Raw genomic sequence first — 13,065 nt, 5'->3', positions numbered from 1 at the left:
ACCCTTTTGCATTTTTTATTATGGCAGAAAAAAAAGATTATATCGATTATAACGAAGCCACCAAGTGGGAACGTTTTAAATATTCGTTACGAACCTGGCGAAATATCGGCGTAGGGAAGTCTCTTTTTATTTGGTTTTTGGCCATTTCGTTTATCCCGCTGGCGGCCGTGAGTTTTATTAATTTCCTGACGGCTTATCAGGGACTGACCATTGTGGCGGAAAAATCGTTGAATGCCTCTTCCCAGTTACGGTTGAAATATATTTACACTTACTTTAACGAAGCCAGCGATTTTTTGGAAATCAATATCAGTTCGGTTCAAAAAAAACGGCAGTTTGAAAAACTGGTTACCGCTTTCCAGGAAAGTAAAATGACTCCTGAAGCTTTTGTGAAGAGTGCAGCGTGGAAAGAGATTACCAAACCGCTGTTTCCTGAGATCAAGCCATCATTGAAATTGCAAAACTTTTATGATTTTTTGTTTGTTGATAAAAAGGGAGATGTCCTTTTTAGTACACGCGAAGAAAGCGATCTGGGAACCAATATTTTTAAAGGCAAGAAACGGGATACCCGTTTTTCGCGCACAGTAAAAAAATGCTTGAGCGAACATAAAATGCTTTTTTCTGATCTGGAACGTTATGCTCCGAGTATGGGGATCATTTCCGGTTTTTTTGTTCAGGCAGTAACCGATCAAAAGGGGAAAGTGATTGGTGTTTTTGCCCTGCAAATTACAATGCAGGCCATTAACAATATGATACAGCAGGAAGCCGGTTACGGAAAAACCGGAGAAGCGTTTTTGATAGGCTCGGATTTGTATTTGCGGTCGGCTACCCGTTTTGGCGATGAATCGGAAATTTTGCGGAAACGGATTGTCAACAAAAAAACGCTGGAATGGAAGGATTTTCTGACCCATCGTGATGATAAAGCTTATCTGAAAGCCAACGAGCTGGACCAGGAACGCGTAACCACATACGATGCTGACGGAAAAGGCGACTGGGTTTTGGGAATTTACCGGAACCTGAACCAGTTGGAAAAATACGGCGTGCACTGGGCTCTTATCGAACAAATTTCTCATAAAGAAGCTTTTGCTTTTGCCCGCCGTTTGTCTAACATTGCTAAAATCAGCTTTATCATTACCATTTTGGTGGTTGTTCTTATTTCGATTTTGGTGACCCGCTGGTTTGTGAACCCGATTAAATTGCTCTCGTCGTGGGGAAAAGAGATTTCTACCGGAAAACTGGAACAGAAAGATATCAAAGCACCGAAAAATGAAATCGGTGAAATGAAAGACACCTTTAATCAATTGGTAACGGCGCTGAAAACCTATTCGGATATTGCCCAACTGGTCGCCAAAGGCGATTTTAGTCGCCAGGTGGAAGTTCGGAGCAAAGATGATGTGCTGGCTCAGTCTATCAATAAGATGGTGGTGAGTTTCCGGAAAGTAGTGGAACAGGCCGACCGTATCGCCAATGGCGATTACAATACGTTGATTAAACCCCGCAGTGAAAATGATGCGCTTGGCAAAGCATTGTATAAAATGACGGAAACACTGCGGAAAAATGCCGAAAAATTCCGCAACGAAGATTGGCTGAAAACCGGATTGAATCAGCTGGATGCCGTGCTGAAAGGAAAAGAAAATCTACAGGAACTCAGTGAAGGGATTATCCGCTTTTTTGCTACTTATCTCGAAGCGCAGGTAGGACTTATTTATCTTTACGATGAAGAGGAAAAAGCGCTGAAACTGTCGGCGACTTATGCCGTTTCTCCGGATGATAAAAATCTGAGAAAAGTGTATCATCCGGGAGAAGGCCTTGTGGGACAGGTGTTTAATGATAAGAAACGACTGATCGTTACGGAAAAAGATGGCGATACGCCACTGATCGATATGGGGTTGGGAGAACGTTCGCCCCGCACATTGGCTGTAGTGCCTTTCTCGTTTGAAGATCAGGTAGTAGGCGTAATGGAAATAGGTTCGGTGAATGCATTTACTAAATTACAGCTCAGCTTCCTTGATTTGGCTGTACAAGATCTGGCTTTGGCTGTAATTACGCTTCATTCTCACCTGAAAGTGCGCAAATTGTTGGAACAAACCCAGGAGCAGGCTAAGATTCTGGAAGTACAACAGGAAGAATTGCGACAGGCTAATGAAGAGCTGCAAGAACAAACCGAAGCCCTGAAACGTTCGGAAGAAAACCTGCAAACCCAGCAGGAAGAACTGAAAGTAACCAACGAAGAGCTGGAAGAACGGACAAAAGCACTTGAAATCCAGCGCGATGCCATTAAGCGGAAAAATAAAGAACTGGAAGAAGCCCGTAAGGAAATTGAAAAGAAAGCCAAAGATCTCGAAACAGCCAGCCGCTATAAATCGGAGTTTTTGGCTAACATGTCGCATGAATTGCGTACGCCGCTTAACAGCATCATTGTGCTTTCTCAACTGCTCGGAGAGAATAAGAATAATAACCTGAGTGAGAAAGAAAAAGAGTTTGCCCGGACCATCAATTCATCCGGTACCGATTTGTTGAACCTGATCAATGATATTTTGGATCTTTCCAAAGTAGAGTCAGGGAAGGTAGAGATTAATGTTGAACGGATGTACCTGGATGATCTGATTACTTTTGTGGAAACCAGCTTCAAACCCGTGATTGAAGAAAAAGGGCTGAAACTGAAGATTGACAAGGAAAAAGGACTGCCGGAATATATTGAAACAGATTCGCAACGGGTGGAGCAGGTGATCAAAAATTTGATTTCCAATGCCATTAAGTTTACAGAAAAAGGGAGCATTACCTTTAAACTGTCTCGTTGTACCGATGCGGAAAAATTGAAAAAGCTGGGTGTGCAGGCTGATGATGCCCTGGCCCTTTCGGTCATTGATACCGGAATTGGAATTCCCAAAGAAAAACAGAACGTGATTTTTGAAGCGTTTAAACAGGCCGATGGTACAACCAGCCGGAAATACGGTGGAACAGGATTAGGACTGAGTATTTCTAAGAGTTTTTCCCGGTTGTTGGGTGGTGCTGTGGGACTTGAAAGTACTGAAGGAAAAGGGACTACTTTTACCTTGTATCTGCCCTGGCAGGCACCTTCACCGGAAACGGCAAAGGATAAAAAGGACAAACCGGCCTCGTCGGATAAAAAGTCTGCAGCAGAAAAAGACAAAAAGGCTGATACAGAAGAATCTTCATTTTCCCATGTTCCTACTGCTCCGGCAGATATTCCTGAGGTGGAAGATGATCGCGAAAACCTGAAAGAAGGAGACAAGAAAATTTTGATCATCGAGGATGATGTGAATTTTGCCAAAGTGTTGCGAGACCTGGCTCACGAACACGGTTATAAAGCTATTGTGGCCCTGGATGGTGAAATCGGACTTTATCATGCCGATTATTATCAACCGGATGCCATTATCCTTGATTTGGGATTGCCCGGAATTGACGGTGAAGAGGTGATTGATCATCTGAAAGCGAACGTGAAAACGCGTTCGATCCCGGTGCATGTGATTTCAGCGTCTGATTTTGATATTGATATCATGAAAAAAGGCGCGATTGGGTTCCTGTCGAAACCGGTAACCAAGGAACAGGTGGATGCCGTTTTCGAAAAAATTGAGCAAATCAATGAGAAACCGTTGAAGAAATTGCTTGTGGTGGAAGATGAAGAAATTACCCGAAAAAGCATTGAAAAGTTGCTCAAAGATGATACGGTAGAAATTACGTCGACGGGATCGGGAGAAGAAGCCGTTAAATTGCTCAAGGAACAGTCGTTCGATTGTATGATTCTTGATCTGGGACTTCGTGATATGAGCGGCTTTGATGTGCTTGAGAAAATTCAGGGGGATGAAAAAGCGTCGCAGGTTCCGGTGATTATTTATACTTCGGGTGAGCTTTCGCGCGAAGAAGACGAAAAACTGAAAAAATACAGCAATAGCATTATCTTAAAAGGGGCTCATTCTTTTGAACGCTTGTTGGATGAAACAACACTTTTCCTGCACCAGGTGGAAAGTGAGTTTACCGGTGTGAAAAAGAAGATGAGCGAGAAAATGAGAAATGAAAATATTCTGAAAGGAAAAACCATCCTGCTGGTGGATGATGATATGCGAAATGTGTTTGCCCTTTCCAGTGTGCTGGAAAGTTATGATATGAAAGTCATTGTCGGGAAAAACGGAAAAGAAGCCATTGAAAAACTGCATCAGCATGCCGACGAAATAGACCTTATCCTGATGGATATTATGATGCCGGAAATGAATGGCTATGAAGCCATGGAGCGTATCCGGAAAGAGAAGAAGTTTGAAAAATTGCCCATTATTGCCTTAACAGCCAAGGCAATGAAAGGTGATCGTGAAAAATGTATTGCCGCTGGGGCTAATGAATATCTTTCGAAACCGGTTGAAAAAGACAAACTGATCTCCATGCTTCGCGTTTGGTTGTATAAATAAAAATTTTCCGGGTGATGATGGGAGAGAAAGAAGATGTGAACATTGAAAATATAGAGCTGGAACTGTTGTTGCAGGCTATTTTTCTGCAGTATGGTTATGATTTTCGCGAATACAGCCGGGCGCATGTAAAGCGCAGGGTGAAACATCGTGTGGCACAGGAAGGACTCCGCAGTATTTCCGAATTGCAAAATGAAATTCTTCACCGTCCGGAAGTTTTTGACCGGCTGGTCCGCGATCTTTCCATTAATGTAACGGAAATGTTCCGGAATCCTGATTTTTATAAAAGCGTCCGGAAAAAAGTAATCCCGGTTTTAAAAACTTATCCGTATTTGAAGATCTGGCATGCCGGATGTGCTACGGGCGAAGAGGTTTTTTCTTTTGCTATCCTGTTGCATGAAGAAGGATTGTTGGAACGAACCCAGATTTATGCCACTGATTTTAATCCTTACGTGATCGAACAGGCCCGGAAGGGAATTTTCCCGATTCGTTATATCAAAGAATATACGGCGAATTACCAGAAGGCCGGAGGAAGAGAATCGTTTTCTGATTATTACCACGCCAATGATGAATGGGTGATCTTTAACAAAAACCTGTCCAAAAATATGATTTTTGCTGAGCATAATCTGGTAACTGACGGGGTTTTTGCTGAAGTGAATATGATTGTTTGCCGGAATGTATTGATCTACTTCAATCGGGAACTTCAAAATAAAGTGTTGCATTTGTTGCATGAGAGCCTGGTGACCGGTGGTTTTTTGGCTTTGGGAACCAAAGAATCGCTGATGTTTTCTTCCGACGAGAAGAAATACAAAGTGATTGATGCCAAACAAAAGATCTTCAAGAAAAAGTATGAATGAACCACATGACATACAGGCTGTTGTGATGGGCGCATCAGCAGGCGGGCTATACGCTTTAAAGAAACTGCTTCCGGCTTTGCCGGCTTCTTTTCCCTGCCCGTTATTGGTGGTTCAGCATATGAGTCCTCATTCGGATAATTACATGGTGAAAATGCTGGATCAGCTTTCGAATATCCGGGTGAAAGAAGCCGATGAAAAAGAACCGGTTTTACCGGGAACAGCTTATTTTGCCCCGCCGGATTATCATTTGCTGGTGGAAAGTGATTTTACCCTGTCGTTGTCGGTAGAAGAAAAGGTAAATTATTCACGACCGGCCATTGATGTGCTGTTCGAAACGGCTGCAGATGCTTATGGTCCGCATTTAATGGGAATTGTGCTTACCGGAGCCAACGCCGACGGAGCTGCCGGCTTGTCGTATATCAAAAAAAAAGGCGGGTATACTGTGGTACAGCATCCCGATGATGCTGAAAGCCCGGCTATGCCGCGTGCTGCACTGGAAAAGGCAAATCCCCACCGCGTACTTTCGCTGGATGAAATCCTTTCTTTTTTGTGTCAAACCCCGTTTTGTTCAGAGAAAAAGTAGTTTCCCAATGTAATTTTCAGGGCTGCTAAGGAATCAGATGATAGAAAACAGGATGATAATGCGGGAGAAGTTCCGGATGAAAAGCTTTTATAAAATCGGCTAAAATCCATTGGGGTTCCATGGCACTTTTCTCAAAATAAGCGGTTTTTTGCGGATCGCAGTATAGAATGTGATGTTGTTTGAAGGCTTTGAATTGTGTGTAAAGTGCATTTTCTTTTGCAATTTCAGCATACGACGGTTGATGTCCGAAGGTTCCCACAATACGCCAGTAGTCTGCGTTCCGGGCTTTTTGGAACACGGTTTCAAAACTCAGGGGAAAACTGGCCGTATGTCTGTCGTTTTCCCACAGGTAATGAGCTCCGGCATCTTTAAACAAACGGGCAATGTAGCTGCGACCACCGGCAATGTACCACTGCCCGTTGAAAAACTTGTCAGAAAAAACGGTGGGACGTACCGAAACGGTATCGACTAACTTTTTTAGCTTAAAATATTGTTTGGTGATGTTACGGAAGATGCTGTCGGCTTGTTTTTCTTTTCCGAAAAAGAGTGCGGAGAATTTAATCCATTCGGCTCTTCCCAACGGGTTCATTTCGGTATAATCAAGATAGGGAATGGCCAAAATGGAAGAAAGTGTTTGGGGAAGCTGGGTATTCCCCTGAAAAGGAGAATAAAAAATCGCATCCGGCCGGTGTTTCAAAATGGTTTCGATAAAATAATTGCCTCCGGCAGCCATTTCGGTAATCTTTCCTTTTGCCAGTGCCTTTTTAACGTTTGGATTGGAAATAAAACGGGCTTCCGAAATGCCGGTTACACGGTTTAAAAGCCCTAGCTTTTCTAATGCATCCAGCTGTGTAGCTGAAAATACGGCAACCTTTTTCAGCGGAACTTTAATTTCGCCTTTGCCGGGGTTGTTTCGAACAAGAACAAAAGCAGCCAATATTTTTTTCCCTTTTTTCCAAGGATTGTAAACCACTACTTTGGTTTTACCGTTTTGTTTGAATACAGCAAAACCTTTTGCATACTTTATCGTGGTATTTTCTGCGATCTTTAAATGTGGAGAACTTTTTTTTACGTTCTCATGACATCCTGTAAAGAAAAATCCAAGAAGAAGAAAGATCAGTAAAGCGATTTTTTTCATGATGCAATTTTCTTTTTCCGGGCCTGCTTTTCTAAATAATACCATCCGAAAATACCGATAAGAACCAAAATAGGAGAGATGATTTCTGCCTGAGTGATGTGATGTCCGAAGATGTCGTAGGTGTTGTTTACACGGATGTGTTCAATGAAAAAACGCTCTACCCCGTTAAATATCAAATAAATGGAAAATAAAACACCGGGAGTTTTTATTTTTTTGCGAATAGACCAAAGAATAATAAAGACGATGATCATCATGATGGTTTCGTAAACCGGTGTAGGGAAAACTCCATGCGGAAGTTGCATGCAATGGGCTCCGGTACATCCCGGGATAGGAACGCCTTCATTAATGATGTTGTGGGGATAGTTGTATTTCCATAACCAGTCCGGCAAAAAAGAAAGCCAATGGGGTTTGGCCCAATGATTGACAATGCCCCAGTCGCCGTCGCCGGATACCTGACAGCCGATTCGTCCGATGCCGTAAGCCAGAGCCAGTCCGGGAGCAAAGCTGTCGGCCATGGGTTTAACAGGAATCCCGTTTTTTTCGCCATACCAGACCACCGCAATGGCTGCAATGATCAGCCCGCCATAAAAAGTGAGTCCGCTAAAAGAGAAAAGCTCTCCCAGCGGATTCGCCAAAAAAGCCTGCCAGTTTTCCAGTTGATCAAAAATTTTGGCTCCGATGATTCCGAAAACGGCAGCAATCAGGACGATCATCCAGGTTTGTTCATGCGCAGGAACCAGAATTTCTTTTTCTACCGGATGTTCGAGCTTTTGTTTGTTTTTGTCGTACCAAACGTAGGCAGCATACAAAAAACCGAATACCAGGCCTGCCCATACCGAGCCTTCTCCGGAAAATAAGAAATCTTGCGGATCATTGGCAAAGTGCTGGTAGTCAGTGATAGCAGCGGCAATCTTAAATGCAAGAAGAAATCCCAGTAAAAAACTGAATAGTAATTCTGTGGCGGAAGCCGGTTTTCCTACAACAATTTTTTTCTTCGTCGGTTTAATCAGTCCCTCTTTTTCTTTCCGGATCAGCTCCAGATACAAAAGATAAGAACCTGCCAGAAAAGCAAGCGCAACAAAAAAGCCGTAACTCATGATCGGCAGGTTGATGTGTGTGCCGAAAACGGCATTGATCAGATCGCTAAGTTTGGGGTACATAAGCGAATGTTATTTTATTTCCATATTTTTTCATTACAAAATTACATTTATTCCTGCTTCTTTTAAAAAGCCGGTAAAATGTTTTTTTCTTCACAGGAAAGGCTTTGAGCCTGAACAAATGTTCAATATATTTGCGAAAAGTTTTGCCGGTATGTCACCACGTCCGAAAAGAAGAAGAGTACTTAGTGAGCCGCCACATGTTACCGGGTTTATTCCGGAAAGTGGTGATTTCTCGACCACAGATGCGGTTTTGTTGCATTTTGAAGAATATGAAGCCATCCGGCTGGCCGATTATGAAGGACTGTCGCAGCTTGAAGCATCAAAAAGGATGCACGTTTCGCGACCGACATTTACTCGTATTTATGATGCGGCCCGGAAAAAAGTAGCCAAAGCTTTTGTGGAAAACAAACGCCTTTCTATTGAAGGGGGGCATGTGGAATTTGATGCCGACTGGTATCGGTGCGAGAACTGCAGTTCGGTATTTAAACAAAAAGCCGGCCGAAAAGTGGACCATTGTCCTGTATGTGGTGATGATCATCTTGTTTCTCTTCAGGAAGCGGTGAATTCATTTCCCGAAAGAAGAGGCGGTGGACGGCATGGCAGCGGACGTTTTCATGGTGGCCGGGGTGTAGCCGGTTATTGTATTTGTCCCCGATGCGATTATAAAGTAGAACATACCGCCGGCGTTCCTTGTGGCAGTATGTTATGTCCGCGGTGCAATATTCGTATGATCCGCGAAGATTCAGAACATTATCAGATGATTTTAAATAAACGTAAAAAACAATAGAAAATATGTCGATGAAAAAATTAGCGATGCCTTTGGAAAATGGCTTTCTGGCTCAACATTTTGGCCACAGCCGTGAATTTGCCTTTTTTGAAATAGAAGACAATAAAATTAAAAAAGAATATCGCCTGGAACCCCCGCCGCATGCCGAAGGAACTATTCCCCGCTGGCTGGCTCAGAATGCAGTAACGGATATTCTTGTAGGCGGTATCGGACCTAAAGCGGTGGAAATCCTTTACAATAATGGAATTAATGTTTACGTGGGCGTAGCGGTGGACGAAGCCATGAATCTGGCATTGGATTTTATCAACGGCGATTTGAAATTCGGACAAAATTATTGTCATCATTAAAAACAATTAAAATCATAAAAAATGGACACAAAAAAAGCAGGCTTTAACTCAAAACTCATTCATGCCGGAGGTATTGAAGATGCACTGGGTAGTGCGGTAACTCCGATTTACCAGACATCCACTTTCCGGTTTAAAGATGCCGATCATGGCGCCCGTTGTTTCTCCGGCGAAGAGAAAGGATATATTTATACCCGATTGGGAAATCCAACCATAGAAGACCTTGAAAACACCCTTGCCGAACTTGAAAATGGTTATGGTGCGGTGGTGACCGCTTCCGGAATGGCGGCGGTAAATACGGTTTATCTGGCCTTTTTGGGAGCCGGAAGCCATATGGTGAGCCATAATTCGGTATATGGTCCTTCACGGGGAGTGATGGAAAAACTGTATCCGAATTTTGGGGTGGAAAGCACTTACGTGGATTGCACCGATCCTGCAAACATAGAAAAAGCCATTCGTTCCAATTCCAAACTGTTGTATCTGGAAACACCGGCCAATCCTACCATGGGCATTACCGATATTGCTAAAGCGGTTGAAATTGCCCATCAGCATGGCATGCTGGTATGTGTGGATAATACTTTTTGCAGCCCGTATATTCAAAAACCATTGGACTTGGGAGCCGATATCGTTTTGCATTCCATGACCAAATTTATTAACGGACATGCGGATATTGTGGGCGGTTGTGTGGTTACCCGCAACAAGGAGCTTTACGATAAGGTGGCTTATGTGATGAAAAATGTGGGATTCAATATGGATCCGCATCAGGCTTGGCTTACCCGGCGTGGCTTAAAAACCCTTTCTATTCGTATTGAAAGAGCACAGGAAAATGCCCGGAAAGTAGCTGCTTTTTTGGAAAAACACCCGAAAATAGAATGGATTCTTTATCCGGGTCTGGAATCACATCCTCAGTACGAACTGGCTAAAAAACAGATGGCTGGTCCGGGTTCTATGATGTCTTTTGGCGTAAAAGGCGGTTTAAAAGCCGGAAAAACCGTAATGGATAATGTTCATTTGGCTTTGCTGGCTGTTTCTTTGGGAGGCATTGAAACACTGATTCAGCATCCGGCATCCATGACCCACTCAAAACTGTCGAAAGAAGAGCGTGAAGAGGCCGGTATCACAGACGGACTGGTACGCCTTTCGGTAGGAATTGAAGATGTGGAGGACATTATTGCCGATTTGGATCATGCCCTTTCGCTGGTGTAAAAAGAATTTTATTTCGCACCAAAACGGGCATTGCTGCAAGCTCCTTTAAAATAGCTCATACAGCGTCCTTTATCAAGGTTAAACCGTATTGAAAAATAGAAATCCATTCCGGTAAGATCGCCGATGCCAAGAAAAGTACCCAGCTTTTCTGTCCCAATGGTAACGGAATAAAACCGGAGAGATGCACCGACACGTAATTTTTCGTAGTTGTAAAATGTTACCGGCAGGCTGGCTCCAAAGATCCGGGTTTCATAACGCGGAATAACAGCTAAAACCGGTGCCAGGCGCACTGTCCGCAATCTGAAACGTAAAGGCTGCTGCCAGTAACCCGCCAGATAGAAATTACCATTGAAATGGTAATCGTATTGAATGCTCAAGGTGGTGGGCAGGCTCATAAAAAACGAAGTATCAGTAAGTGATTGGTTCGGACTACCATAAAAAACAGAACTTAATGTTTGCATAGTTACCCGTACGTTAGGGGTGGAAACCGTATCAAATTGTTCCCATTTGGCGTTTACGTTATCAAAAGAGTGTACTTCGGCATGATGATTGAACCGGATTCCTCCGATGTCCATCAGCGAAATACCTATTTTGTAAATGTAATCGGCATAAGGCTTGGCACACAAGCGCTTTTCTCCCGGGTCGGTAAAAGTTTTGAGTTTAGTGTAAAGAATACCGATATCCATTCCTACGCCATGTCCCTTAAATAGCGGATCCAAAACCGTTGTTTCATAATCGTTGTAATCAATAGGAAGCGCAAAGGCAACTTTGCTGTCAAAATTTTCAATATCTAAAGTAGTTCTATCTGGAACATTATATTTTACTTGATTGACGGTACTGTAAGCTCCGCCAATTCCGAATAAGATTTTGAATGTTCCGCCTACTGTGAGTTTGGTATTGCCCCGGTCAATCAGGTCATAAGCATAACTCAGGTTGAGTTCGGCCCAGTTTAGAGAGGAAAAACTGAAATTTTTATCATCAAAGCTGTTATTTACCAACGAACTGTCAGAAAGCCGGCCTTTGGATAAAACAATCTCATAAGGAATGTCTACAGCCGAACTGACACTGCGTACGGTAATGCCAATGGCAAAGGCTTGACGCCCGTCCTGAAGCATAAAAGAAGGTCCTTGAATTCTTGAGGAAACGTAGAAATTCTTTTTATCATGATTTTCATAAAGTACGGAGTATGCATCCGGTCCCTGGTAAGATGGTTTGGTAACCATGCGTACTAAATCCCAAAAACTGGTAGTGTCTTTGTCAAAATACCCCATGTTATTTTCTGCGAAAACATCGGTGGTAATTAAATTAGCATCCAGATAAACCTTTGAGTTGGATAAAAAAGCCGGGTTGAGCATAGCTCCGGCAGCGCCATTATAGTTGTCGAAGCCTAATCCGGTCATTTGCTGTGCTGTAAGCGTACTGTATCCTCCTGAAAACAGGATGATCAGGAAAAGCAAAAGCTTAACAAAAGATCGTTCTTCCCCCCGGTTAGTTGTCATTTTTTCCGTCATAAAAGCGTCTTCCTTTTTCCCTTTACAATAGAACTACAAAAGTAGTAAATCATTGTTTGAAGCAACAAAAAAACAGCATGTTTCGATGAAGCAAGCAGAATGTTTATTTTCGCAGTGTGGAAAAAGTAACAAATAAAGAGTTGGCAGTAATACTGGGGCCCACGGCAACCGGAAAAACGCGGCTGGCAGCACTCTTGGCATCCGAAATGAATGGAGAAGTCATCAGTGCCGATTCACGGCAGGTTTACCGGGGGATGGATATTGGTACCGGAAAAGATTGGGACGATTATATTGTGAAAAACCGGCGAATCCCTTGCCACTTGGTGGATATTGCCCAGCCGGGTGAAGAATACAATGTGTACGCTTTTCAAAAGGATTTTTATGCAGCATACGAAGCCATAAGAAAAAGAGGAAATTTCCCTGTGCTGTGTGGGGGAACCGGACTTTATATCGAATCGGTTTTGTTGGGCTATCGTTTATGGACGGTTCCGGAGAATCCGTTACTTCGCCACAAACTGGAGAATCTGTCGCAGGAAGAGCTGGTTGTTGTTTTAAAAAGTTATGGTCCTTTGCATAATACAACTGATGTTACTTCCCGTGAACGGACGATTCGGGCCATTGAGATTAAACAATATGAAAAGGAAAATCCACAGCAAGCCAACGTGCCTCCTCGTCCTGATGCCGTGGTTTTCGGAATGTTTTTTCCCCGTCAGGAAGTGCGGGCACGGATTACCGAAAGACTGAAATCGCGGTTGCAAAATGGGATGATTGAAGAGGTGAAAAGGCTTTTGTCGGAAGGCCTGACTCCGGAACAGCTTACTTTTTATGGGCTTGAATATCGCTATGTTACCCGGTATGTTACGGGTGAATTGACTTATGATGAGATGTTTGCTAAGCTGAATACGGCCATTCACCAGTTCTCAAAACGGCAAATGACCTGGTTTAGACGAATGGAGAAAAAAGGGATTACAATCCACTGGATTGATGGCCATTGGTCTGATTCCAGAAAAGTAGATTTTTGCCTTCAGAAACTGTTTGAAGAAAATAGAAAGTAATAAGGT

Annotated in this window: 10 protein-coding genes; 7 read left to right on the top strand and 3 right to left on the bottom strand. The window is 43.1% G+C overall.

The annotated features are described in order from the left end of the window. Window positions 1–20: 20 nt before the first annotated feature. From LA303_RS09415 to LA303_RS09405, 3 genes are read left to right on the top strand one after another with little or no spacing between them, the layout of a single operon-like run. A complete protein-coding gene (locus LA303_RS09415) occupies window positions 21–4,421 on the top strand; it encodes a response regulator (RefSeq protein ID WP_240525023.1) in 4,401 nt (1,466 codons plus the stop codon). Window positions 4,422–4,438: 17 nt separating this feature from the next. Continuing rightward, complete coding sequence (locus tag LA303_RS09410; protein WP_240527130.1) at window positions 4,439–5,275, top strand: CheR family methyltransferase; 837 nt, start codon at window positions 4,439–4,441, stop codon at window positions 5,273–5,275. Further along, window positions 5,268–5,858 carry a chemotaxis protein CheB gene (locus tag LA303_RS09405; protein ID WP_240525022.1) on the top strand — a complete coding sequence of 197 codons (591 nt, stop codon included), beginning with the start codon at window positions 5,268–5,270 and terminating at the stop codon, window positions 5,856–5,858. The genes LA303_RS09410 and LA303_RS09405 overlap by 8 nt, the downstream gene beginning before the upstream one ends. A gap of 25 nt (window positions 5,859–5,883) precedes the next feature. On the opposite strand, the gene LA303_RS09400 is transcribed toward LA303_RS09405, so the two are convergent. Together LA303_RS09400 and LA303_RS09395 are read right to left on the bottom strand one after the other, a co-directional pair. Then, window positions 5,884–6,996, bottom strand: a complete 1,113-nt coding sequence (locus tag LA303_RS09400; protein ID WP_240525021.1) for an ABC transporter substrate-binding protein — start codon at window positions 6,994–6,996, stop codon at window positions 5,884–5,886. Continuing rightward, the gene (locus tag LA303_RS09395) at window positions 6,993–8,156 is read right to left on the bottom strand and encodes a prolipoprotein diacylglyceryl transferase (RefSeq protein WP_240525020.1); all 1,164 of its coding nucleotides are present in this window, start codon (window positions 8,154–8,156) and stop codon (window positions 6,993–6,995) included. Before LA303_RS09395 ends, LA303_RS09400 begins: the two co-directional genes overlap by 4 nt. Before the next feature lie 151 nt (window positions 8,157–8,307). Here LA303_RS09395 and LA303_RS09390 point away from each other — a divergent pair, with 151 nt between their 5' ends. From LA303_RS09390 to LA303_RS09380, 3 genes are read left to right on the top strand one after another with little or no spacing between them, the layout of a single operon-like run. Next, window positions 8,308–8,943 (top strand): DUF134 domain-containing protein, encoded by a 636-nt coding sequence (locus tag LA303_RS09390; RefSeq protein ID WP_240525019.1) that lies wholly within the window; start codon window positions 8,308–8,310, stop codon window positions 8,941–8,943. 11 nt (window positions 8,944–8,954) lie between these two features. Then, entirely contained in the window at window positions 8,955–9,290 is a 336-nt protein-coding gene (locus tag LA303_RS09385; protein WP_240525018.1) for a NifB/NifX family molybdenum-iron cluster-binding protein, read from the top strand. Window positions 9,291–9,311: 21 nt separating this feature from the next. Continuing rightward, window positions 9,312–10,493, top strand: a complete 1,182-nt coding sequence (locus LA303_RS09380; RefSeq protein WP_240525016.1) for a trans-sulfuration enzyme family protein — start codon at window positions 9,312–9,314, stop codon at window positions 10,491–10,493. An 8-nt stretch (window positions 10,494–10,501) separates the two neighbouring features. Here the strand turns inward: LA303_RS09380 and LA303_RS09375 are convergent, their stop codons facing one another. Next, window positions 10,502–11,992: a DUF5723 family protein gene (locus tag LA303_RS09375; protein WP_240525015.1), complete on the bottom strand. Its 1,491-nt coding sequence runs from the start codon at window positions 11,990–11,992 to the stop codon at window positions 10,502–10,504. 128 nt (window positions 11,993–12,120) lie between these two features. On the opposite strand from LA303_RS09375, the gene miaA reads away from it, so the two are divergent. Further along, window positions 12,121–13,059 (top strand): tRNA (adenosine(37)-N6)-dimethylallyltransferase MiaA, encoded by a 939-nt coding sequence (miaA, locus tag LA303_RS09370; protein WP_240525014.1) that lies wholly within the window; start codon window positions 12,121–12,123, stop codon window positions 13,057–13,059. The last annotated feature ends 6 nt before the right edge of the window (window positions 13,060–13,065 follow it).

Source organism: Candidatus Sulfidibacterium hydrothermale (assembly GCF_020149915.1).
GTDB lineage: Bacteria > Bacteroidota > Bacteroidia > Bacteroidales > F082 > Sulfidibacterium > Sulfidibacterium hydrothermale.
Note: the sequence above shows the minus strand (reverse complement) of the source record. Positions and strands in the feature narration are given on the sequence as shown.